The 24,315-nt window shown below is 50.6% G+C and carries 19 protein-coding genes; 18 read left to right on the plus strand and 1 reads right to left on the minus strand.

Going from position 1 to position 24,315, the window contains the following annotated elements; genetic code table 11:
• Window positions 1-484 precede the first annotated feature (484 nt).
• The 18 genes from wbpA to ACIOAU_RS11665 all read left to right on the plus strand — a co-directional run bounded on the left by wbpA (window position 485) and on the right by ACIOAU_RS11665 (window position 24,050).
• Window positions 485-1,795, plus strand: a complete 1,311-nt coding sequence (wbpA, locus tag ACIOAU_RS11580; protein WP_401182034.1) for a UDP-N-acetyl-D-glucosamine 6-dehydrogenase — start codon at window positions 485-487, stop codon at window positions 1,793-1,795.
• A gap of 71 nt (window positions 1,796-1,866) precedes the next feature.
• Complete coding sequence (gene wbpB, locus ACIOAU_RS11585; RefSeq protein WP_401182037.1) at window positions 1,867-2,817, plus strand: UDP-N-acetyl-2-amino-2-deoxy-D-glucuronate oxidase; 951 nt, start codon at window positions 1,867-1,869, stop codon at window positions 2,815-2,817.
• Window positions 2,818-2,950: 133 nt separating this feature from the next.
• Window positions 2,951-4,783 (plus strand): acyltransferase family protein, encoded by a 1,833-nt coding sequence (locus tag ACIOAU_RS11590; protein WP_401182532.1) that lies wholly within the window; start codon window positions 2,951-2,953, stop codon window positions 4,781-4,783.
• Window positions 4,780-5,355, plus strand: a complete 576-nt coding sequence (gene wbpD, locus ACIOAU_RS11595; RefSeq protein ID WP_401182040.1) for a UDP-2-acetamido-3-amino-2,3-dideoxy-D-glucuronate N-acetyltransferase — start codon at window positions 4,780-4,782, stop codon at window positions 5,353-5,355. Before ACIOAU_RS11590 ends, wbpD begins: the two co-directional genes overlap by 4 nt.
• A gap of 2 nt (window positions 5,356-5,357) precedes the next feature.
• Window positions 5,358-6,440 (plus strand): DegT/DnrJ/EryC1/StrS family aminotransferase, encoded by a 1,083-nt coding sequence (locus tag ACIOAU_RS11600; RefSeq protein ID WP_401182043.1) that lies wholly within the window; start codon window positions 5,358-5,360, stop codon window positions 6,438-6,440.
• 2 nt (window positions 6,441-6,442) lie between these two features.
• Entirely contained in the window at window positions 6,443-7,759 is a 1,317-nt protein-coding gene (locus tag ACIOAU_RS11605; protein ID WP_401182046.1) for a hypothetical protein, read from the plus strand.
• Entirely contained in the window at window positions 7,756-8,991 is a 1,236-nt protein-coding gene (locus tag ACIOAU_RS11610; protein WP_401182049.1) for an oligosaccharide flippase family protein, read from the plus strand. Before ACIOAU_RS11605 ends, ACIOAU_RS11610 begins: the two co-directional genes overlap by 4 nt.
• On the plus strand, window positions 8,988-9,605 hold the full coding sequence (gene hisH, locus ACIOAU_RS11615) for an imidazole glycerol phosphate synthase subunit HisH (protein ID WP_401182051.1): 618 nt from the start codon (window positions 8,988-8,990) through the stop codon (window positions 9,603-9,605). Before ACIOAU_RS11610 ends, hisH begins: the two co-directional genes overlap by 4 nt.
• Complete coding sequence (locus ACIOAU_RS11620; protein WP_401182054.1) at window positions 9,605-10,360, plus strand: AglZ/HisF2 family acetamidino modification protein; 756 nt, start codon at window positions 9,605-9,607, stop codon at window positions 10,358-10,360. Before hisH ends, ACIOAU_RS11620 begins: the two co-directional genes overlap by 1 nt.
• Window positions 10,361-10,476: 116 nt before the next feature.
• Window positions 10,477-11,610, plus strand: coding sequence for an N-acetyl sugar amidotransferase (locus tag ACIOAU_RS11625; RefSeq protein WP_401182057.1), 1,134 nt, complete (start codon window positions 10,477-10,479; stop codon window positions 11,608-11,610).
• A 15-nt stretch (window positions 11,611-11,625) separates the two neighbouring features.
• Window positions 11,626-12,735 carry a glycosyltransferase family 4 protein gene (locus tag ACIOAU_RS11630; protein WP_401182060.1) on the plus strand — a complete coding sequence of 370 codons (1,110 nt, stop codon included), beginning with the start codon at window positions 11,626-11,628 and terminating at the stop codon, window positions 12,733-12,735.
• Between the two features lie 177 nt (window positions 12,736-12,912).
• Window positions 12,913-14,124 (plus strand): glycosyltransferase family 4 protein, encoded by a 1,212-nt coding sequence (locus ACIOAU_RS11635; RefSeq protein ID WP_401182063.1) that lies wholly within the window; start codon window positions 12,913-12,915, stop codon window positions 14,122-14,124.
• A 14-nt stretch (window positions 14,125-14,138) separates the two neighbouring features.
• A complete protein-coding gene (locus ACIOAU_RS11640) occupies window positions 14,139-15,101 on the plus strand; it encodes an NAD-dependent epimerase/dehydratase family protein (protein ID WP_401182066.1) in 963 nt (320 codons plus the stop codon).
• A gap of 40 nt (window positions 15,102-15,141) precedes the next feature.
• Window positions 15,142-16,119 (plus strand): glycosyltransferase family 4 protein, encoded by a 978-nt coding sequence (locus ACIOAU_RS11645; RefSeq protein WP_401182535.1) that lies wholly within the window; start codon window positions 15,142-15,144, stop codon window positions 16,117-16,119.
• Window positions 16,120-16,236: 117 nt separating this feature from the next.
• Window positions 16,237-18,231, plus strand: coding sequence for a polysaccharide biosynthesis protein (locus tag ACIOAU_RS11650; RefSeq protein WP_401182069.1), 1,995 nt, complete (start codon window positions 16,237-16,239; stop codon window positions 18,229-18,231).
• A gap of 2,008 nt (window positions 18,232-20,239) precedes the next feature.
• On the plus strand, window positions 20,240-21,175 hold the full coding sequence (locus tag ACIOAU_RS11655) for a hypothetical protein (RefSeq protein WP_401182072.1): 936 nt from the start codon (window positions 20,240-20,242) through the stop codon (window positions 21,173-21,175).
• A 37-nt stretch (window positions 21,176-21,212) separates the two neighbouring features.
• The gene (locus ACIOAU_RS11660; protein WP_401182075.1) at window positions 21,213-22,469 is read left to right on the plus strand and encodes a glycosyltransferase; all 1,257 of its coding nucleotides are present in this window, start codon (window positions 21,213-21,215) and stop codon (window positions 22,467-22,469) included.
• A gap of 1,257 nt (window positions 22,470-23,726) precedes the next feature.
• Window positions 23,727-24,050 carry a ComEA family DNA-binding protein gene (locus tag ACIOAU_RS11665; RefSeq protein ID WP_401182078.1) on the plus strand — a complete coding sequence of 108 codons (324 nt, stop codon included), beginning with the start codon at window positions 23,727-23,729 and terminating at the stop codon, window positions 24,048-24,050.
• A 41-nt stretch (window positions 24,051-24,091) separates the two neighbouring features.
• Here ACIOAU_RS11665 and ACIOAU_RS11670 read toward each other — a convergent pair whose 3' ends face one another.
• Complete coding sequence (locus tag ACIOAU_RS11670; protein WP_103438184.1) at window positions 24,092-24,259, minus strand: DUF2897 family protein; 168 nt, start codon at window positions 24,257-24,259, stop codon at window positions 24,092-24,094.
• Window positions 24,260-24,315: the final 56 nt, after the last annotated feature.

Raw genomic sequence — 24,315 nt, forward strand, 5'->3', positions numbered from 1 at the left:
CACTTTTGCGAGTGCGTGGGCGGTTTGCTAGCATCGTTGACAGCTGGCATCACTCACGCACATAGCGTTTGAGGCTGCTGCTAGCTTCCACCTCGACGCATGGTTGCTCGCCAGTGGCGGCTCAGCACTGATGCTGAGGGGGGCTTGGCAAGCGAGCCTTTCGTGCCCGCTGCGGGGTATCAAGCAGTGTGGCGCAGCCGCGCTTGAGCCAAAGCGAAGGCTCGGCGTTTGCAGCAATGATCCCACACACTGAAATATCTGATGGAACCTCGGTGATGAAAGCCATATCATTGCAGCGCCTTGATGTTCGCAGTCCGCGAGCCGCTTCGATGTCTTTAGCGGCGGACATGCGGTTTCACTATGGCGACGGCACCGAGCTTAGTAGCGGATCGATTCACTCGGCTGGTAATGAGTCGTCCAAGATTTTAGTACCCGCTGTACTGTCACGATGACGGGCAGAAAAATTCATGGTGAGTTGGAAAATATGACAGACATTAATGCAGTGGTAGAGAAGTTCAAAAGCCGGAAGGCTTTGATTGGTATAGTAGGCCTGGGTTATGTCGGCCTTCCACTGATGCTCCGATACAATGCCATTGGCTTCAATGTACTAGGCATCGATATTGATACCTTCAAAGTGGATAAGCTAAATGCCGGCCAGAGCTATATCGAACATATCTCCGCTGCCAATGTTGCCAAGGCTCGCGAAACCGGTTTCGAAGCTACCACCGACTTCACCCGTGTCAGCGAATGTGACGCACTGATCCTCTGCGTACCGACCCCGTTGAACAAGTACCGCGAACCGGACATGAGCTTCGTCATCAACACCACTGATGCGCTCAAGCCATACCTGCGTGCTGGGCAGGTGGTCTCGCTGGAAAGCACTACCTACCCAGGCACCACCGAAGAAGAGCTACTACCTCGAGTGCAGGAAGGCGGTCTGGTGGTCGGTCAGGACATCTATCTGGTCTACTCGCCTGAGCGCGAAGACCCGGGCAATCCGAACTTCGAAACCCGCACCATTCCAAAAGTCATTGGCGGTCACACCGCTCAGTGTCTTGAAGTGGGCGTCGCCCTGTATGAGCAAGCGATCGATCAGGTTGTTCAGGTCAGTTCGACCAAGGCTGCCGAGATGACCAAGCTGCTGGAGAACATCCACCGCGCCGTCAACATTGGCCTGGTCAACGAGATGAAGATCGTGGCCGACCGCATGGGTATCGACATCTTTGAAGTGGTAGACGCCGCAGCGACCAAACCATTTGGCTTCACCCCGTACTACCCTGGCCCAGGTCTGGGTGGCCACTGCATTCCGATCGACCCTTTCTACCTGACCTGGAAGGCGCGTGAATACGGCTTGCATACCCGTTTCATCGAACTTTCGGGCGAAGTCAACCAGGCCATGCCGGAATACGTGCTCGGCAAACTGATGGACGGCCTCAACGATGCAGGCAAAGCGCTCAAGGGCAGCCGCGTGCTGGTCCTGGGTATTGCCTACAAGAAAAACGTAGACGACATGCGCGAATCGCCGTCGGTAGAAATCATGGAGCTGATCGAAGCCAAGGGCGGCGTGGTTGCGTACAGCGATCCGCATGTACCGGTGTTCCCGAAGATGCGCGAGCACCACTTCGAATTGAGCAGCGAAGCACTGACCGCTGAAAACCTGGCCAGCTTCGATGCTGTTGTGTTGGCGACCGATCACGACAAGTTTGACTATGCCCTGATCGAGAGCAAGGCCAAGCTGATCGTCGACAGCCGCGGCAAGTACCGCACGCCGACAGCGCATATCATCAAAGCCTGATTACCGGCTTCGTCACGTCGATCCGCTTGCGCTTGCCGCGAGCGGATACTTACGTTTTTACAGGATCAACCATGAAAAATTTCGCTCTCATCGGCGCCGCCGGCTACATCGCTCCTCGCCATATGCGCGCCATCAAGGACACCGGCAACCGTCTGGTGTCTGCCTACGACATCAACGACTCGGTCGGCATCATTGACAGCATCTCGCCGCAGAGCGAGTTTTTCACCGAGTTCGAGTTCTTCCTCGATCACGCCAGCAACCTCAAACGTGATCCAGCCACGGCCCTGGATTACGTTGCGGTGTGCTCGCCAAACTACCTGCACTACCCACACATTGCGGCAGGCCTGCGCCTGGGCTGCGATGTAATCTGCGAAAAGCCGCTGGTGCCAACCCCAGAGATGCTCGACCAGCTGGCGCTGGTGGAACAGGAAACCGGCAAGCGTCTATTCAACATCCTGCAACTGCGTCACCACCAGGCGATCATCGCCCTGAAAGACAAGGTTGCCCGTGAGAACAACCCGCACAAGTATGAAGTCGACCTGACTTACATCACCTCCCGCGGTAACTGGTACCTGAAGAGCTGGAAAGGTGACCCGCGCAAGTCATTCGGTGTGGCCACCAATATCGGCGTGCATTTCTACGACATGCTGCACTTCATCTTCGGCAAACTGCAGCGTAACGTCGTGCACTTCACTTCCGAGCATAAAGCTGCCGGTTACCTCGAGTACGAGAAAGCCCGCGTACGCTGGTTCCTTTCGGTCGATGCCAACGACCTGCCGGAATCGGTCAAGGGCAAGAAGCCTACCTACCGTTCGATCACCGTCAACGGCGAGGAAATGGAGTTCTCTGAAGGTTTCACCGACCTGCACACCACCAGCTATGAAGAGATTCTGGCGGGTCGCGGTTACGGTATCGAAGATGCGCGCCATTGTGTCGAAACCGTCAACACCATCCGCAGTGCCGCCATCGTCAAGGCCGCTGACAACGAAGGCCATCCGTTCGTTGCGGCGCTGACCCGCTAAGCAGCACCAATGCCATGGGTGGCCCGGTGCGGCCACCCGTCTACAACACGTTAGCGCAGGATCGGTCTTCAGCGTGTCGAACAATAATTACAATCCGCTGAGTGATGTCGGCGTGCCAAGGCAGCTCAGAGACATGCGTCTGGATGTGCAGGGTCTGCGCGCCGTCGCGGTGCTGGCTGTGCTCGCTTACCACGCCAACAGCGCCTGGTTGCATGCAGGCTTTGTCGGCGTCGACGTGTTCTTCGTCATCTCCGGATTCATCATCACTGCCCTGCTGGCCGGGCGCACTGAAAAAGTCAATCTGGTCGAGTTCTACACGGGGCGGATCAAGCGCATCCTGCCGGCGTACTTCGTCATGTTGGCGGTCGTGTGTGTAGTCTCGGCTGTGCTGTTTCTGCCAGCGGACTATGGATTCTTCGAAAAAAGCCTGAAGTCGTCGGCGTTTTTCACCAGCAATCGCTACTTTGCCGATTTTGGCAGTTACTTCGCCCCCCGTGCCGACGAGCTGCCGTTGCTGCATACCTGGTCGCTGGCGATTGAGATGCAGTTCTACCTATTCTTCCCCATTTTGTTCATGTGCCTGCCCCGCCAGTGGCGGCTGCCGGTATTCGCGTTGCTGGGCCTGGCCTTGTTTGCCTGGAGTGGCTATCTGGTTACCAGCGGCAAGCAGGACAACTTGTACTTTGCGTTACGCGCGCGCGTGCCGGAGTTCATGGTCGGCGCCGTTGTTGCCTTGGCACTGCAGAACCGTGAGTTGCCCGGCAAACTGTCGACTGCCTTGGGCTTGCTCGGGGCGCTTGCGCTGGTCTGCGCGTTTTTGCTGATAGACAAGCAGAAGTTCCCCGGCTACTGGTCAATCCTGCCCTGCGCTGGTGCCGGCTTGCTGATCGCCGCCCGCCGCGGCCCGGCCAGTCAGTTGCTGGCCAGCCGGCCGATGGTGTGGATCGGCGGCATCTCCTACTCGTTGTACCTGTGGCACTGGCCTATCTTGGCTTTTATCCGCTATTACACAGGCCAGTACGAACTTGATGGCGCTGGCTTGTTGTTGTTTGTCAGCGGGTCGCTGCTGTTGGGTTGGTTATCCTATCGTTATATTGAAACGCCGATCAGGAAGTCCGCAGGGCTGCGTCAGCAGTCGCCGAAGTGGGCACTGGCCACTGCCATTGTAGCCGTGGTGCTGTTTGCCGGCTCGCAGTTGAATCTGCGGGTGGTCACCCCTGCGCCCTTGCAACTGACACGTTACGCTGCCCCCGAGTTGATCTGCCACGGCACTCAGGTCGGCGAATGCAAGCGGGGCAAGATCGATGCTCAGCCGACGGTGCTGGTGATCGGCGACAGCCATGCTGCGCAGCTGAACTACTTCTTTGACGTTGCCGGTGACGAAACAGGTGTGTCCTATCGGGTACTCAGCGGCAGTAGTTGCGTACCGATTCCAGGTTTCGATTACGATCGTTTGCCAAAGTCGTCGCGGAAGGCTTGCATGGCGCAGATTGCTGCAGTGGCGCAGTTGATGCCTGCATTCGACAAGGTCATTGTGGCGGGCATGTGGCAGTACCAAATGCAGAGCCCGATCTTTATTAAAGCGATGAGAGCCTTCCTCGTGGACGTCAGCCATGCTGGAAAGCAGGTACTGGTGCTGGCGCAGATCCCAATGTTCGAATCAAACGTTCAGCGTATACGCCGTTTTGCTGAGCTTGGGTTGTCGGCGCCCGTGATTCCCAACAGGCAATGGAAGAACGCTAATCAGCAGTTGAAAGAAGTTATTGGCGGTATGGCGAATGTACAGTTCGTAGATTTTTCTAGTGGTAGCTTCTTCGCCAGTGCCCCATATCAGAATGGTCAAATTATCTATCGAGATAACCATCACCTAAACGAGCTGGGTGCTCGCCTTTACGGGCATTTTGCGGGTGTCCAGTTACAGCGGTTTTTCGATCAACCTAAATCCAGTGTGAGTTTCAAGCCATGAGTTATTATCAACACCCAAGCGCGATCGTCGACGACGGCGCGCAGATCGGTAGCGATTCCCGCGTCTGGCACTTCGTCCACGTCTGTGCCGGTGCACAGATTGGCGCAGGAGTATCGCTGGGCCAGAACGTCTTCGTCGGCAACAAGGTTGTCATTGGTGACCGCTGCAAGATCCAGAACAACGTTTCGGTGTACGACAACGTGACCCTCGAAGAGGGCGTATTCTGTGGCCCGAGCATGGTCTTCACCAACGTTTACAACCCGCGCTCGCTGATCGAGCGCAAAGATCAGTACCGCGACACGCTGGTCAGAAAGGGCGCCACCCTCGGCGCCAACTGCACCATTGTCTGTGGCGTAACAGTAGGTGAATACGCCTTTGTCGGTGCCGGCGCGGTGATCAATAAGGATGTCCCGGCCTACGCTTTGATGGTCGGCGTGCCGGCCCGGCAGATCGGCTGGATGAGCGAGTTTGGCGAACAACTGCAACTGGATGACAACAGCGAAGCGATCTGCTCGCATTCCGGCGTGCGTTACGTACTTAATGGCAAGATCCTGAGCAAGGTGGACGCGTGAGCATGATTGAATTTATTGACCTGAAGAGCCAGCAGGCGCGTATCAAGGACAAGATCGATGCTGGCATCCAGCGGGTACTGAGCCATGGCCAATACATTCTCGGCCCTGAAGTCAGCGAACTCGAAGAGCGCCTAGCCGCCTTTGTCGGCGCAAAGTACTGCATCACCTGCGCCAACGGCACCGACGCCCTGCAGATCGTGCAGATGGCGTTCGGTATCGGCCCGGGCGACGAAGTCATCACGCCGGGCTTCACCTACATCGCCACCGCAGAAACTGTTGCGCTTCTCGGTGCCAAGCCGGTGTATGTGGACATTAACCCACGTACCTACAACCTTGATCCCGCCTTGCTTGAAGCCGCCATTACGCCGCGGACCAAGGCCATCATCCCTGTCTCGTTGTACGGCCAGTGCGCCGATTATGATGCAATCAACGCCATTGCCGCCAAGCATGGTATCCCGGTGATCGAGGATGCGGCGCAGAGTTTTGGTGCTTCGTACAAGGGCAAACGCTCTTGCAACCTGACTACGGTTTCGTGCACCAGCTTCTTCCCGAGCAAGCCGCTGGGTTGCTACGGTGATGGCGGCGCGATCTTCACCAATGACGAAGAGCTGGCGAAAGTGATTCGCCAGGTGGCGCGACATGGCCAGGACCGTCGCTATCATCACATTCGGGTAGGCGTGAACAGCCGGCTGGATACCCTGCAGGCGGCAATCCTGTTGCCGAAACTGGAGATATTCGAGGAAGAGATTGCCCTGCGTCAGCAAGTGGCGGCCTGGTATGACGCTGCCTTGAAACATGCTGGTGTGTCGGGCACGCCTTACATCGCTGAGGGCAACATCAGTGCGTATGCCCAGTACACCGTGCAAGTGCACGAGCGAGACGCTGTCCAAGAGCGCCTCAAAGCTGCCGGGATCCCTACCGCAGTTCATTATCCGATTCCGCTGAACAAGCAACCGGCGGTCATGGACCAAAGCGCTGTGTTGCCGATTGGCGATGACGTGGCGACCAAGGTCATGAGCTTGCCGATGCATCCGTATCTGGATCAGGCGGCAGTGGCTGATATCAGTGCCGCGCTGGCCTCATAGGAATGTACCTAGCCACCCGGATCGACAAGTCGGTACTGCTGAATGTAGTGCTGCTGTTCGCTTATTTTTTGGCACTGGTCTGGGTGAACAACAGCTACATCCACCAGCTGTACGGTTATATGGGGGCTGCAGCACGGCCCTTGGATTTCGTGCGAATACTGTATCTGTTTTTGCTTGCGACAGTATGTGCTTTGCTGGCAGTTGGACGGATAGAGCGACCTGGTGATTTGCTGGTTGCTTGTTTTATTCTATTAGTCGTACCGCATGGGCTGGTTTTGAATGGTGCAAACCGTTTTTCACCAGAGGGTGATCTGTTCTCGGGCGTGACGCTTGCTATAGTGATTGGTGTATCGATCATTTGTTTGGCAAATAAGGTACGATTCTATCAGCGAGTTGATGATGTTCCTGTCGAACAGGGTAAGAGGGTTCTAGTACTTCTGTCGCTGCTCAATCTGGCTGTATTACTTTACATCTTACTCAAGAGTGCAGATTATTTCTCTCTTGATCTCAGTACTCACTATGTTAGGCGCGCACTTGCGAGGGAGATTTTCGCAGCAGGTACACTTGGTGCCTACTTAGCATCGATCGGGACGCAAGCACTTTTCCCGGTACTGTTTGCCTGGGGCGTCTACCAACAAAAGAACAGTTTTTTAGCCCTAGGTATCTTCAATGTGATCGTGGTGTGGGGGGCTTTTGGTCAAAAGTACCCCGTTGTTTTGATTTTTCTAATTTACTTCATCATGTTGTACTACCGTAAGTTTGGTGTGGTTAAGTTGTCATGGTTGATAGGTGCTCTTTTATTAGTGATTTTGCTCGGTGTCATTGAGCATGAGATGCTTGGGTACTCTTATCTAAATGACTATCTTTTACGCCGTGTGTATGTTGTCCCGTCCACCTTGCTTGGGGCTACAGACGCTTTTGTCATGCAGTTTGGCCGTAATAATTATGGCGATACTTTGCTGGGTGCGATATTCGGACAGGGGCGGTCTGATCCGATAACGTTTAGGCTGGGCGTAGAAATGTTTGAAAATTCGAAAATGAACGCAAACGTAAATTTCATAGCGGTTGCGTTTATGCAGCTCAAATACGTTGGGGTGGTTGTCGAATCACTATTTGTCGCCGGGATTACCATGCTGCTGAATTTTTTATATTCGCGGTATGGCGCGGTTTTAGCAATGCCTATAGCGCTACTGATTGCGACGAAGATAATAGAGCAGTCGCTTTTAACCGTATTGTTAGGGGCAGGTGGTTTCGTCATGGTTATTTCGCTTGTACTCATCTCGCTACCCTTTCAATTGGGTATGAGGGCAGCCAGGTGAGCAAGGTGTTTTTTGGCCGAATTGTACGCGTGCTATTGGGTACGTTCGGCGCGCAATTGATTACAATCGGCGTCATGTTATTGCTGGTGCGTCTCTACACCCCAGGCGAGATAGGTGATTTCAGCGTTTGGGTGTCTGCGGCGACAATCATCTCGGTCTTGTTGACAGGGCGTTACGAGCTCGCGCTCTTCTCTACTGGGCAAAGCTCTGAGTTGTCCGCAGTCATCAAGCTAGTTATTTTTCTTGTTTTAGGTTTGTCGGTTGCTGTTACCGGACTGTTGCTGGTTACTCCTTATGCGACTTCACGGCTTCCCGTTGAAATTAGTCATTATTGGTTCGCTCTCACGGTAGTTGCCGCAGGACTCGCCATTAATAAGTTACTGCTTTGCGTTCTGACATATCAGCAAGCGTTTAACAAGCTTGGTCTTGCACGTATAAGTTTGGCCGCTTGCATTGCGGTTTCTCAGGTGGCTGCTGCGTACCTGCTGGAGGGCGAAAAAGGCCTGGTTTACGGTCAGACATTTGGTGTTTTGCTGGCCACCGGTTTGGCTGTCTTATGGGTAGGCAAATCGTTGCTCGTGCACAGCCTGAGTGCCACCCTCGAGGAAGTGGCAGAGGTGGCGCGAAGCTATTCAAACTTCCCCAAGTACTCACTACCGGCAGACTTGATCAATACTGTATCCAGTCAGTTACCAGTCATTCTTCTGGCCAGTAAGTTCGGGGGCGAAATCGCCGGCTGGTTTGCCTTGACCCTGAGGATGATGGGCGCTCCGATATCCCTACTTGCCGCCTCGGTGCTGGATGTATTCAAAGAACAGGCTGCCCGTGAGTATCGTGACTTAGGCAGTTGCCGAAAGCTGTTCTTGTCCACGTTCAAGGTGTTGGCGCTGCTGGCGTTGCCACCCTTTATCATTATTGGTTTTTTTGCAGAGTCTGCATTTGCCTTGATATTTGGCGCCGAATGGATGGAGTCGGGCCGCTATGCTGTGCTGCTGATCCCGCTGTTCTACATGCGTTTCGTGGTCAGCCCACTGAGCTACACTATTTACATTGCCCAGCGGCAGAACCTTGATCTGCTCTGGCAATTTACTCTGCTGGCGATGACCGTTGCATGTTTCATGCTCCCGGGCAGTGTTGAATCTGTCTTGACCTTTTACGCAGCGGGTTACGCGTTTATGTATTTCATCTATTTCTGGATATCCTTCCACTGCGCTAAGGGAGAAGCCAAGTGATCGTCGTTGTTGATTACGGTGTAGGAAACATCGCGTCGGTTTTGAACATGTTGAAACGCCTGGGCGCCAGTGCTATGGCCTCCAACAGAAGGTCGGATATCGAGAGGGCTGAAAAGCTGATATTGCCTGGCGTCGGAGCGTTCGATGCGGGGATGCAAACATTGCGCAAGAGTGGCCTGGTTGACGTTCTGACCGAACATGCCATGGACAAGCGCAAGCCAGTGATGGGTATCTGTCTCGGCAGCCAGATGCTGGGTATGCGCTCGGAAGAGGGCAGTGAGCCTGGTCTGGGCTGGATCGACATGGACATCGTCCGCTTCGAACCACGCGAGCATCGCAAGATTCCGCACATGGGCTGGAACGAGACTGTCGCGGCCCATGAGCATCCGATCCTGCATGGCCTCACCGATCTGGAGAACCCCAGCAGATTCTACTTCGTACACAGCTATTACATGAGCCCGCGCGATAACAGCAACATCCTGTTAAGCGCCAACTACGACCAGGTGTTCGCTGCCGCGGTTGTCAAAGACAACGTGTTCGGTTTCCAGTTTCATCCAGAGAAAAGCCACAAATTCGGTATGCAATTGTTCAAGAATTTCGTGGAGCTGATCTGATGCTCAGAAAACGCATTATTCCGTGCCTTTTGCTGAAGGACCGAGGGCTGGTGAAGACTGTTAAGTTCAAAGACCCTAAATATGTTGGCGATCCGATCAATGCGATCAGGATCTTCAATGAGAAAGAGGTCGACGAGTTGATCTTGTTGGATATTGAAGCCTCCATGCTCAAGCAGGAGCCCAATTATCAACTCATCGCCGAAGTTGCCGGCGAGTGTTTCATGCCTATTTGCTATGGTGGCGGGATCAGGACTCTGGCGCATGCCGATAAACTGTTTGGGCTGGGAGTGGAAAAAATCTCGATCAACTCGGCGGCGCTAGCTGATATTTCTATCATCACTGATATAGCCAAAAAATATGGCTCGCAGAGTGTGGTTGGCTCGATCGATTGTAAGAAAGGATTTTTTGGGGGGTATTCGGTTTATGCTGCTAGTGGGGCTTCGAACACCAAGCGATCCCCTGTCGAATGGGCTCAAACCCTCGAAAGCGCTGGTATCGGTGAGATCCTCATCACCTCGATAGACCAAGATGGTACTCAGAGAGGCTTTGACGCAGGGCTCATTGACAGCATCGTCAAAGGCGTACATGTGCCGGTAATTGCTTGTGGTGGTGCGGGCGCGGTGAGCGACCTTACCGACCTATTCGATCAGACCGGCGTCTCGGCGGCAGCGGCGGGGAGCCTTTTTGTTTTTCACGGTAAACACAGGGCGGTACTGATAAGCTACCCTAGTGTGAGCACTCTAGGCAGAAGATAGTCGCCGTGTAGGCAAGGCGTTAATTCCCTCAGCATGTAGCAAAGTGGGACAAGATCTTAAACCTGAATTCAAGGTGATGAAATTCAGGTAGAAATCATAGGGTTAGGAGATTGACCTTGATCAAGGTATGCAAACGTTGTGTTATGGATACTTCGGACGCTGAAATCGTATTTGATGAGGCGGGCGTATGTAATCACTGCCACAAGTTTGACAGTTTGCAGTCGGCGCAACTATTTAGCGGTGTTGATGGCCAGCAGCGATTGGCAGAAATTGTAGACCAAATTAAACGAGAGGGGGCCGATAAAGAGTATGACTGCATCATCGGTCTAAGCGGAGGTGTTGATAGCTCCTTTCTCGCTCTCAAAGTCAAGGACTTAGGTCTGCGTCCACTGGTCGTTCACGTTGACGCAGGTTGGAATACTGAACTCGCAGTTAGTAATATTGAGAAAGTTATCAAGTACTGCGGTTACGATTTACATACTCATGTGATGAATTGGGAGGAGGTTAGGGATCTACAGCTAGCTTATATGAAGGCCGCTGTTGCTAATCAAGACGTGCCGCAGGATCATGCCTATTTTTCTAGTATGTACCACTTTGCAGTAAAAAACGACATTCGCTATATTCTCAGTGGCGGAAATCTTGCCACCGAGGCAGTGTTTCCTGAAGGGTGGCATGGCAGCGCAATGGATGCTATAAATTTGCATGCTATTCATAATAAGTACGGCGCGCGGCCGCTACGTGATTATAAGACGATCAGTTTTTTTGAGTACTACTTCTGGTACCCGTTTGTCAAAGGCATGCGAACCGTACGTCCGCTAAATTATATGGACTACGACAAGGGTGTTGCTGAAAGTTACCTGCGCGAAACCATTGGATATCGTTCATACGCACGCAAACATGGCGAATCCGCATTTACTAAGTTATTCCAGAATTATTACTTGCCTACCAAGTTCGGATATGACAAGAGAAAGTTGCATTATTCCAGTATGATACTTTCTCGTCAAATGACGCGGGAACAGGCTATGGCCAAACTTGCAGAGCCTCTATATGCTGCTGAGGAATTGGCGCTTGATATCGAGTATTTTTGCAAGAAAATGAGAGTCACGCGTGAGCAGTTTGAGGAGTTTATGAGAGCGCCAATTCACGATTATAAAGAATTCGCTAATTGGGGGGCTCGCCAAAAGTTCGCGAAGAATATGCAATTGGTGGTCCAGCGTGCGCTGGGAAGACGTATCAATGTTTATTCTTGAGCGGGCGGCGACGTGATGACCAAAGTCGTTCATTTAACATCAGCTCATCCCCGATTTGATGTCCGTATTTACCATAAGCAATGTAAGTCGCTTGCTCGTGCTGGCTATGATGTATCTTTAATTGTAGCGGATGGCCGTGGCGATGAAGTAATAGATGATGTAAAAATTCTAGATGTCGGTAAATTAAGTGGACGTCTAAAACGAATCTTTAGCACCACGAGGAACATCGGACGTAAGGCGTTTCAATTGGATGCTGCTATCTACCATCTGCACGACCCAGAGTTGCTGCCCATTGCTCTGAAACTGAAGGCTAGCGGTAAGATCGTAATATTCGACGCCCATGAAGATGTGCCTAAGCAGCTGTTAGGTAAACCTTATCTGAATCGTATCGCTAAAATTGCATTATCTAGGATATTTGCCGTTTTCGAACGATGGGTATGCCGGAGGCTCGATGCGGTGGTAGCTGCGACTCCATACATTCGCGACAAATTTGTGCAGATGGGGGTGCGTACGCTAGATGTTAATAACTACCCAATCTTAGATGAGCTATCTCTTAGTCAAATAAGCTGGACTAATAGAAAGAAACAGGTTGCTTACATAGGGGGCTTGGGTGAAGTGCGTGGTATTCATGAAATAGTGAAAGCAATTTCATGCACTACCTCGGATGTTAGGCTTGCAATTGGTGGGGTGTTCACTGAGCCGAGATTTGAAGCAGCCGTGATGCAAGAGGTCGGTTGGTACAAAGTGAACCACTTGGGGTGGCTGGATCGAACCGGCGTTAAGCGGACACTGGAGGAATCAGTGGCCGGCCTAGTTACGCTTCACCCGATCCCTAATTATCTGGACGCTTTGCCCGTTAAGATGTTTGAGTATATGGCTATCGGTTTACCGGTCATTTCGTCTGACTTTCCTCTTTGGCAGAGTATTATTGAGAAAAATGACTGCGGTCTATGTGTTAATCCAATGAATCCTGAGGCTATTGCGAAGGCGATCGACTATTTGGTCGACAATCCGCAAGAAGCAGAGCGGATGGGGCGCAACGGTCGAGCGGCAATTTTATCACATTATAACTGGGCCAATGAAGAAGAAAAGCTGGTGCGGCTTTATAATCAACTATTGTATTAGTCACTGCATTCGGATGTGTTAAACCTAACGCTTACGGCACATGCGCCGCCAGTAAATGGTCAGCCGAGCATCGTAGCGTTTAGCTGCTAATTAATTTACAGTAGGTTTTCATGTGCGACTCCATCAATACAGTACTCACCAACGCTTGGGTTTAAATTAATTACGTGTGAGCTTTACATGAAGATTATGTACATCAATCCTTATGCCGGAGGGCCAGAAGTAGGGCGCTATTGGAGAGCTTTTTACTTAGCTAGAGAGTGGCAAGGTACTGGTCACGATGTAACTGTAGTAACGCCTGCATATCACCATCTCATGGACGGTGAGGGGATGGCTACCGGACCCGCCACCCACGGTGGTGTTAACTATAATTTTCTACCTGCATTTAGGTACGCTGGCAACGGTATGAAGAGGCTGTTGTCCATGCTGAGTTTCGCATTGACGGTGCTCTTGTTTCTTGCTCGGCTACCACGCAAGTGCAGACCTGATTTGATCATTTATTCGTCCGCACACCCATTCGCTTTCCCTAGTGCTTTCATGATGGCCAGGCTCTACCGAGCCAAGATTTACTTCGAGGTAAGAGATTTGTGGCCGTTGAGCCTTGTCGAAGTAGCTGGCATAAGTAAACGCCACCCCATCGTGTATTTACTTCACTGGATAGAGCGTCTTGCTTATCGTAAATCCGATAGAGTGATTTCCTTGCTTCCCGGTGCGTTGGCACACATGCAGGCAAACGGCTTAGAGTCTGAGAAATTTACCTATGCCCCTAACGGCTTTTCACTGAACACGCAAGCTGTGGCCTTATGTAGCCACCCACTGCTGGTGCAGCTAGAACGTTACCGTAAAGATGGCGAATTTATCTATTTTTATGCCGGTGCGCTCGGTGAGCCAAATGCAATGCACAAATTTCTCGATGCACTGGAATATCTACCTAGTTCACCTGAGCGGAAACTGCGTTTTGTTATTGTTGGCAAGGGTGAGCAGGGCGAGGAGCTTAAGCGTCGCTGTGTGGAGGCGAGATATGATTTTGTGAGTTTCTATGATCAGGTCGATAAGAGTGTGATCCTGGCGGCGCTTGGGCAGGTTGATGCCGGCTTTCTCGTAATGCATGATTTACCAATTTATCGATTCGGCGTTAGTCTAAATAAGCTATATGATTATATGGCGATGGCGTTGCCTGTTGTTGGTGCTTATCATGCCTACAACGATCCCATCGCCGATGCAAAGTGTGGGTTGACGGTCCAACCTGATCAATCTCGTGAGCTGGCGCTGGCCTTATATTCACTAAGCATGACGCGCAGTGAAGAGTTGAGCTCAATGGGGGCACGTGGTCGCGAATACCTACTTGCCAACTTTGAGTATAGTACTATTGCCTGCAGAATATTGACATGAGCACAGGAAGCGACATGATTTTGGTGACTGGTGCTTCAGGTTTTATCGGCACTGCATTGTGCGTAATGTTGATGACTCAGCAATCATCAGTGCGAGCTGTGAGTCGCAGCGGTGAAGTACCTGGAGAGGTAACGGAGCACGTTCGTCTAGACCTTGAGAGTAACGATGACCTAGACACGCTCTGTGCAGGAGTGGATACGATTGTCCACCTGGCGGGCAGAGCTCATATTCTCAATGACAAGTCGGATGACCCGCTTACAGCTTTCAATAATGCGAACGTCCATGTGGTCACTAAGTTGGCACAAGCCGCGATTCAACAACGAGTAAGACGTTTTATATTTCTCAGCTCCATCGGTGTCATCGGCTCTGAGACGAGTGAGGGCGAGGAGTTCTCCGAAAACAGTATTTGTTTACCGTCGCAGCACTATGCGGTGAGCAAGAAGAATGCCGAGAGGGAGTTGATCCAACTCGCACAAGATGGAAACATGGAGCTCGTGATTATACGTCCTCCACTTGTCTACGCTGGAGGGGCTCCAGGCAACTTTCGACGTCTTATGAGCCTGGTCAGAAGCGGTATACCCATTCCACTGCTAAGTGTTGATAACCGTCGCAGTATGATAGCGCTAGAGAACCTGATCGACTTCATCCATACATGTATTAGACATCCTCTTGCTGCGAATCAAACTTTTGTAATTTCGGACGGTAAGGATCTGGCAACTCCGCAAATAATTCAGTTACTGGCGGACGGCATGGGAAGACCTAATCGACTTTTCGCTTTTCCGGTATCATTAATTGGGATAGGATTTTCTGTTATAAATCGTAAGGCTATGTACAGTCAATTATGTAAGTCATTGGTAGTAAGCTCCACCAAAGCCAGATTGCTGCTTGGTTGGACTGCGCCGGTTTCCCCTGAGAAAGCGTTGGCTGCAGCAGGTAGAGACTTTGTGGGCAGGTACGATGACAACCTAGAGGGTTGAGACCGTGAGTTTAATCTTACTATATTGCATTGCATTCACTATGGCGCTGATGGTCACCGGCCTCCTTCGTCAATACGCTCTAGCGAAATCTATTATCGATGTTCCGAATGCTCGGAGTTCGCATTCCGTTCCTACTCCACGTGGAGGAGGCATTGCGATAGTAATCTCCTTTACCGCAAGTCTCCTAACGCTGGTGATCCTTGGGTACGCTCCCTTGGGAGCATCAGTCGGAGTCGCTGGTGCAGGGTTGATTACAGCCGTTATTGGATTCATGGACGATCACGGTCACATTGCTGCTCGTTGGCGGTTACTTGGTCATTTCTGCGGCGCTCTGTGGGTACTTACTTGGCTGGGAGGCTTCCCTGCACTTGAAGTACTGAGTGTACGAATAGAAGGGCAGTGGCTGCTGGCGATTTTTGCTATCTTTTATCTTGTCTGGCTTCTGAATCTCTACAATTTCATGGATGGGATTGATGGTCTAGCCAGCGTTGAAGCTTTGACAACTTTGTTTGGTATTGCTTTCATCTACTGGCTTGTTGATCTTGACCAATTAGTCATGGCGCCAATTTTGCTTGGTTTGGCTGTGGCAGGCTTCCTATACTGGAACTTTCCACCAGCGAAAATTTTCATGGGCGACGGCGGCAGCGGTTTTCTTGGTATTACGCTCGGCGGATTGTCAATTCAAGGCGCGTGGGCGTCATCCACGATTTTCTGGTCATGGTTGATTTTACTCGGCGTTTTCATAGTGGATGCCACTTTGACCCTCATACGTCGGTTGACACGAGGAGAGAAAGCCCACGAGGCTCATCGCAGTCATGCTTACCAGTTTGCATCCCGTCTCTACGGCAATCATCTGACGGTTACGCGTGCGGTTTTTCTGATTAATGCTATTTGGCTCCTTCCAGTTGCCGTCGCTGTAGCTATGGGCTGGCTGTCCGGCGTAATTGGTGTAATGATTGCTTATCTACCATTGATCGGTCTTGCGGTGAAATACCATGCAGGCGAGCTTGAAGAATGATGCACTGAAGCTAACTTATCAGGGGCGCGTCTGCATTCATAGTCAGCCGCCGGTGCTACAGGTTAGCGGTTTGGGGTATCTCGGAAATACAGGAAAGTGAGGGGTTTTTTGAGACAGATGGACAGTATTAGAACGCGCATGCTAGCACTCCCGCGACGATATAAAAGGGCGCTGCAGGTGGTTATTGATGTCCTGCTGGTGGTGCTCGCTCTGTGGCTCGCTTTCGCGGTACGGCTTGGCATAGACGAGATGGTCAATCCGCTGGTAAGTCACCCTTGGCTTTTTGTCGCGGCTCCGCTGGTTGCGATTCCGATATTCATCCGATTTGGAATGTACCGTGCGGTAATGAGGTACTTCGGCAATGATGCTCTCATCACAATTATCAAAGCGGTTAGCCTCTCTGCGTTGATATTAGCGCTGATCGTGTACTGGTATGCTAATCACAAATTTGTAGTGCCACGTTCCATTATATTCAACTATTGGTGGCTCAGCCTAATAATGATTGGCGGCCTCCGGCTGATCATGCGGCAGTATTTCCTAGGCGACTGGTTTGCAGCAAAACAGCATGTTCCTTTTGCAACTCGTGATAACGGGTTGCCTAAGGTAGTTATTTATGGCGCGGGCGCCGCTGGCAATCAATTAGTTGCAGCACTTCGAATGGGGCGGCTGATGCGGCCCGTAGCATTTATAGATGACGACGAAGGCGTAGCTGATCGTGTTATTTCTGGCCTTCAAGTCTTCAGAGGCAAAGATATTCAGCGGCTCATTGATACTACTGGGGCGGAGGAGGTGCTTCTAGCTGTGCCCTCTGCAACGCGCGCACGGCGTAGAGAAATTCTAGGTTTTCTCGAAAAGTTTCCACTGCACGTTCGCAGCATTCCTGGGATCATGGATCTGGCTAGCGGTCGCGTAAAAGTCGACGATATTCAGGAGGTTGATATCGCGGACTTGCTGGGACGTGATGCTGTACCCGCACAGCAAGATCTATTGGCTCACTGCATCGTTGGGCAGGTTGTGATGGTCACGGGGGCGGGCGGGTCGATTGGTTCTGAGTTGTGTCGCCAGATTTTGATGCTCAAGCCCAAAGCCTTACTGCTGTTTGAGCACAGTGAATTTAATCTATACAGCATTCACAGCGAGCTTAAGCAACGTATCCATCGTGAGTCACTTCCGGTGAATTTGCTACCGTTCTTAGGCTCAATTCGTAATCAGAAGCATCTCCTCGATACCATGGTTATGTGGCGCGTGAATACTGTCTATCATGCGGCTGCATACAAACATGTTCCTATGGTTGAGCACAATATTGCCGAGGGTGTACTAAATAATATTATCGGAACAGTTAATACGGCCCAGGCGGCACTGAAGGCCAATGTATCGAATTTTGTACTTATTTCAACGGATAAAGCTGTTCGTCCGACTAATGTTATGGGCAGCACTAAGCGTTACGCAGAGCTGGTGTTGCAAGCGTTGAGTAAAGAAAGTACGCCGGTTCTTTATGGAGATACTGCTTCACTACCTCAAGAGAACAATACTCGGTTCACTATGGTCCGATTTGGCAATGTCCTTGGCTCTTCAGGTTCTGTTATCCCGCTGTTTCATAAACAGATAAAGGCGGGTGGTCCACTCACGGTTACTCATCCAAAAATCACACGTTACTTTATGACCATTCCTGAGGCGGCGCAGTTGGTCATCCAGGCTGGCTCGATGGGGCTGGGGGGGGATGTCTTCGTTCTTGATATGGGGGAGCCAGTGAGGATTGCTGCGCTCGCAGAGAAAATGGTACATCTGTCAGGATTGAGCGTTAAGTCAGACCTAAATCCGTATGGCGATATCGCCATAGAATTCACAGGCTTACGGCCAGGCGAAAAGCTTTATGAGGAGTTATTGATAGGTGATAATGTTTCTGCCACACCTCATCCGATGATAATGAAGGCAAATGAGGAATATCTTGCGTGGAGTGAACTCAACGATCACCTTGACTTTATGATTAAAGCTGTGGAACGGCAAGATTTTAATAGGGTCAGACAGTTACTCAGGGAGGTTATCAGCGGCTACAGTCCTGAGGGAGAGATTGTGGATTTGGTATACCAACAGCGCCGTCAGGATTTCTGACTCTGGCATGTGAAGAGCGCTTGTAATGTCGCTCTTCCACCCCTTATATAACTAGTTCATTGATATAAATTTTTGCTGTAGAGTTGAATCTTACTGTAGGCAACAGAGTGCCTCGGCGCTCCTTGGGTTTAGTATCCATGGCTCAATGTCGATTTTCGAGTTAATTTCTATCAATAAGAACGGTCAGTTACGAGGCAGCCCAAGTCTCGGCCACCAGCTTTTCCGAGCACGCAGTTTATCAGTAGCTATTTATGGGGTGTCTAGTTGTTCTGTCAGCATTCTAGTTCCTTATTGATAATGTTCAGCTATAATGTAAATGAGCGTGGCAGCACTTGTTGCTATTATTAACAATAATATGGCTATAAACAGTTTTGCTCCGCTGCTGTATAATCTCTGCGATCGAGACGAATTTGAATCAAATTGCATACATATGCCCTCGGTTTTTTTATCCATAAAATTAAGTCATTCGTGCTGTTTGTTTATAAGAATCCCTGGTGTGCAGTTGGTATGATTTAGGCACATAGTTGGCTTAGAGTGTGTTCTCGAATGGATTTTTCCATAAAGTTTCTGCCTTCCATAGTACGAGGATGAGCATAGTTAAGCTCGAGCTCGCTTGCCAGATAGTATCGCTTTCAGTTGAATCGGGGGAGCTATACTTTAGTTAGTCTATTCGGGTCCACGCTCAGTTGTCGGTGCGAGTGAGCTGCTTTTTACGAAAGCGCTCCATGTAATACAGGGGAGGCACATCGGCGCTCACGTTGTGCTGAAAATGTGTGCAGTCAGCCGCCATTAGCGCAAATGAACTTGCCGGTCCCAATGCGTCATCGAACTCTTGGATGAGGAATGGACTGCGGTTGCCGATGATATCATCGACACACACGGGCGCGCTCTAACTGCTCTGTCCCGTTTAGCATGGCGAGATATGCAGAGTTGCTTCGGCCCATGGTCAACGGTGTGCCAACGATTCTGGGAATAGCTAGACCGACGTACGCTCGATCAAATGATCAGCTGTTTGGACCCGAGGTTGAATGACGAAGAGTCTACCTGCACCTGATGGCTCACACTACTGCTGTAAAGCAATCCGAGTCGCCATAGGCTCCGCAAAATGGGGGGCTGATGAACCTGTCGATTACATCCTGGGCCCCAGGCTCCGCTGGATAACTATTTCTGTGACCCAAGCGACATACTTTTGCGCTTCCTCCTCTCTGCTGGTGGTCATGCCAAACCGCTTTCAACGAGGTCAGCATTCTGTCGATGTAACGTGTCTCCCCGCGTTAACGCTCCAAATGGTTGCATCCTAACTAGGATTGGGGTAGCGCAGCGTGGCGCGCAACTGCGAGCCTAATAGAAGCATGTCGTCATCTATCTCGCTGCCTGAAGTCGAGCGTCCGGATTGTGACTCGCTAACGAAACGCGTGATGATCTATACAGCTTTTGCATCGCTGAATCGTTCCATGTGTGTCTGCGACGTCGCTTTCGTACTAAGCCTAGGTGAGGCAATCATCTCAAAATGATAAATGCGACGGATGGCTTTCGGCTCAGATTTCCTTTTTTTTCAAGCTATTACGTAGGTTAATTTCTGTCTTTGCAGGGGATAACAATTGCGCAGGTGCTTATCTGCTCATATCGCGACGTTTTTTTAGGTTTTAGGTTGTTATTTTCGACCTGCGGGTGTATCTTTTAGGGGCCAATGTCAAGTGAATTTTGATGGTGGCAGTTTAATTTATTTTGCAGATACATGAGGGTGTTGCGGTGCGTGCATTGCAGTTATTGACGGGTGAATAAGTCGTAGTGGTTCAATCATTATTTCGTTTCTATTTCTTATAGTTGCGAATTTGTTGTTTCTGATGTTTAAATTTATATGTTATGTTCTGCTTGAAATTTACAAGATTTATTGAGTTTCAAGTGTGTGCTAGATGATTTGTAAAGTGTTTGGCGCGCGGGGATTTAACCGGATTTAACCAAGCAGCGATAGCGCTCAGTCGCTAATCGTGAGGTATTATAGGCTATGAATAAAGTCGAATGGTCGATTTTTTTAGGTAGCGCCGTCAACAATAAGTGTTTGGTAGCAGTACATGCGCTTGCTGGTCTAGTTGTCATAGTTGCGACACTAGCTTTTAGTGCTTTGATAGCTTTTTATTTTGGTATGGATATTTTTCGGCTTGCTGATCGAGTTGGGGATTTTTCTTTCTTTTCTGATAAAAACTTATTAATTGTTTCTGCCCTTTTTGTCTCGCTTATCCTGCTCGCCTCAAGGCTGTCACAGGTCTTCATTGAGGCGCAAGTGGTTATATCTAGAGAGAAATGGTTTGCTGAGAAGCTCAGAGAGGATCCAAAGCAACCTAGTGGTAATGTTAGTCGCGCATCAAATTATTACGGTCGCATGTCCTCAGCAAGTATGAAGGCAGTAAGTATGGTGTTGTTGTTGGTCGCGAGTTTTGGCGCGATGATTGTTATGTTGCCGCTAGCTTACTTGCTGGGAGTTGTTGCTTTTTTGCTGCTGTGTGCTATTGGGCTTTTTGTGGCCATGCAGTCGCTGTCCATTGTCATGGCAACCTCTTCTCGGGGACTGGCTGAGAATGCGAAGAAGATGGCGGCCTGGAAATTGGATGTAGATGTTCCTTATTGCGTTGATGTTCAGGGCTATTATAAATCCTACTTCAACCGTATATTTCTTTCTTCTATTTTTGGGCTAACACCTGCCGTTTTTTCTATATTGTTTTGCTTGGTTCTGGTAGTGGTGCAAGAATTCGGAATTTTGGAGATTGGTATCAGAGAAGTTTTTTTGGTACTAGTGCTGCTACAGTCGTACGTCGGGATCATGGGTAAATTTTTCGGATCGTTTGTTCAGGCTGCGGCGTTTCTGCCGGCAATACGTGCATGCCTTGAAGGGGACGTTCTGTCGCCCAAGGTTGAGCCGTATGAAGCGTTGGACGGCGTCTGATTATTCCATATTCAATGTTTATTAGCGTGAGGGTCATATGAACGAAAAGGACTACAGGGTGCTTCATGGATTTGGCCCTTCGGCAGGTCAGCCAGCAATGATGGCTAATGCTCTAAGGGACATTGGGGTCGACGCTTATAATGTTGTTATGGGGTATAATAAGTTCGCATATCCCGCCGACTTTAATTTCCCGGACGCTGGCCCAGCCGAAAAATGCCGTGTATTGGCGGAGTTTGGTGGTGAGGCTGATGTTATACATATTCACGCCATTACACCTTTTTTCAATAAGGGTTCGGCGCACTTTCCGATGGGGACCGACCTTCTTGCATTAAAAGCAGCGGGCAAACGTATTGTGGTGCACTTCCGCGGAAGTGAGATCCGAATGGCAAGTTTGTTTGCGGCCAATAATCCATATCACTACGTAGATGACGACCCTGAACGCTTAATGGCGAAATTTCCTGAGGCGAGTCAGGTCGCGTATGTAGCTATGTGTCGTGCGCTGGCTGACGAGTTGGTCGTTTCAGATCCGGAATTAGCAACTTATGTAACCGGCGCAAGTGTTATTCCACGAGTGATCGATTTTAACACCTGGCGTTATGTGGGCATCAAGCCGAACGATCGACCGCTAGTCGTGCATGCCCCTAGTCGTCGCGGCGTCAAAGGCACGGAACACGTTCTCAAGGCCGTGGAGTCGATGCGCTCTCAGGGGTTGAGTTTTGATTTTCAGCTGGTTGAAAATTTATCACAAGTCGAGGCTCGCGCTATATTCGAGAGAGCTGACATTATTGTTGATCAGTTGCGTATCGGATGGTATGGAGTACTGGCTGTTGAAGCAATGGCGCTTGGTAAAACCGTTGTTTCATATGTGCGAGATGATCTTCTTAGTCACTTCGAAGGCCAGCCTCCCGTTGCCGTCGCTAATCCAGAATCCATTGAGCGAGTGCTTCGGGATTTGGTTGAGTCTTATGAGTTGCGTAAGGACATCGCAGAGCGTGGCTATCGGTATTGCTGTGATACCCACGATCCGGTCGTCGTAGCACGTGAGTGCGAGGTTGTTTATCGTAGAGTACTTGCTAGGCCACAGCAGATTGACCTCGCGACTTACATGCACTTCAATCACCAACAAATCAGAGCGCAATCAAAGTTGCAGAAAAAGCTTATTGCCCGCACGTTAATTGATTCTTCGAAGGCTACCTTGAAGAAAGCTTATTGGCGAGATGTTTACAGTTTTTACAAGCGTGTCGGTTTGGCTCGCTTTATGCGCCGAGTGATGGAAAAAGCGAGAATTGCCTAGCATTTTTCAACATGGAATTTATATTTTTCATGTTTTTGCGTTAGGTGAACTTCTGACTCTACTTAGGAGAGCATAGTTTTGAGTGGGTGATGGGTTGTAGATATTTTATGCTGAATTCTTTAGACAGGGTAGCGGCTCCAGCGTGTTACGTTCGGAGCAGTGCTGCCCATATATAGCGGCTGACGCATGATCGATTCTTATCTCAGCCTACGTGCTTTTATCTATGGTCTCCACGAAATTCCGCGAAGTCCAATCGTCGCCCATCTAGTTCTGATATTTCGTGAAGTTATCAATTATTCGCGTAAGGTAAGCTGTGCGATAGGATAACATTATAAACTTTAGGGCGAGTCCTGAGGTTTGATCTTCGGTCCTTTCATCGAAATCGCGTGGAGAGATATGCCGGACCTTATCGGAACGCGTTCAGCCATGTGCCAACGTTCTCGGGATGAGCGAAGTCGAGGACGCTTGATCAGGTGGACGCACGCTCAAAGCTGAGTGAGGTTGGATTATGACGGTTTGATCGACTTAAAGATCCTGATTCGACTGAACTGCTGTCCGGGCAACTCTGAGCCTTTCCAGGTGCTTGGACTGCAGAGCCTGACGAGCCTGCAGTTCACGCTCTAGCGCGCGGCCTACGGGGTACAGCTGCGCTTCCTCGGTTTCGCCGCCAAGCTCGTGACATTCGCTATGACCGAGGATCGCTGGATCATGTTAGCAGCCCTCAAGTCAGCGTAGCCGAGCGTGCAAAATCGACAAATGTGTGCTTGCCGATAAGTTCTACGACATCGGAGTGCTACGCCGGTGCTGCAATCAATATCCGACCTATCATTCTGCTGCGTTAAATGAGACGCACCCCGTGCCGGCTTGTCCATACTCTTTGATCGACCCGAGTACCGAAGGGTGCTACATCATCGATCGCATCTTTGGCAGTTTGAAAGGTAACGCGATGAGAGTCACGCGGTTCAACAAACTCGTGAAAGGCTATACCGCAATGGTCTCTCTAGCGCTCAGCGTAGTTAGAGTGGGAATTTACTACGCGCTGGAGCAACTGATAGCTCCCGAGCCTGGCCGTCTTTCAGTATCCTACAGTCTGACCGCGCTATTCGCATCGGCCATTACGCTCGTAACCAAAGACAGTTATGCTCAGTAATATATAGTTAAAAAGCATAATTTTACCAAGTGCTTCCTGTTGTCTATCGTTTACGTGCAGCCAAGGAACGCTGCACCAAAACGTCTCAAACGACAGGAGTGTCCACAATGCGCAATACCATCCTTTCCTATCTTCTACTCCCGCTCTTCGCAGGCCTTTCATTCTCCGTAAGTGCGGCTCCGGGAGCGCCTGGTGAACCCATCCCAATCGTCGCTCAGGCCGCCACAGCACACCCCAAAACCAACCTAAACACCGCCGACGCCTCCACCCTCCAGCGCGAACTCAACGGCATCGGCCAGGCCAAGGCGCAAGCCATCGTCGCCTACCGCGAGGCAAACGGCCCGTTCCAGTCAGTTGATGAGCTTCTGGAGATCAAGGGAATCGGTAACGCCCTGATGGAGCGTAACCGCGACAGGCTAACCCTGGAGTAGACCCGCAGGCGATGGCCGGCCTTGCGCCGGCCATCAATCATTCATAGGTCTTTGGATTCCTTGGCATCCATCTGCGCGTTACGTTCATGCACCTTGCGCAGCTGCTCCTCTGTCAACGGCAGCTTCTTCGCTGTATCCCGCAGCATCATCAAACCACCCACGATCGAGCCGATGGCAACGACCAATATCAACCAGGCATACCAAGGCATCGTCATTCTCCTACGGGCAGTAAAAAGCGTCGCTAGTACCAATTACGAGCGGACGC

It is taken from the genome of Pseudomonas sp. NPDC088322 (assembly GCF_044740745.1).
Classification (GTDB): domain Bacteria; phylum Pseudomonadota; class Gammaproteobacteria; order Pseudomonadales; family Pseudomonadaceae; genus Aquipseudomonas; species Aquipseudomonas shirazensis.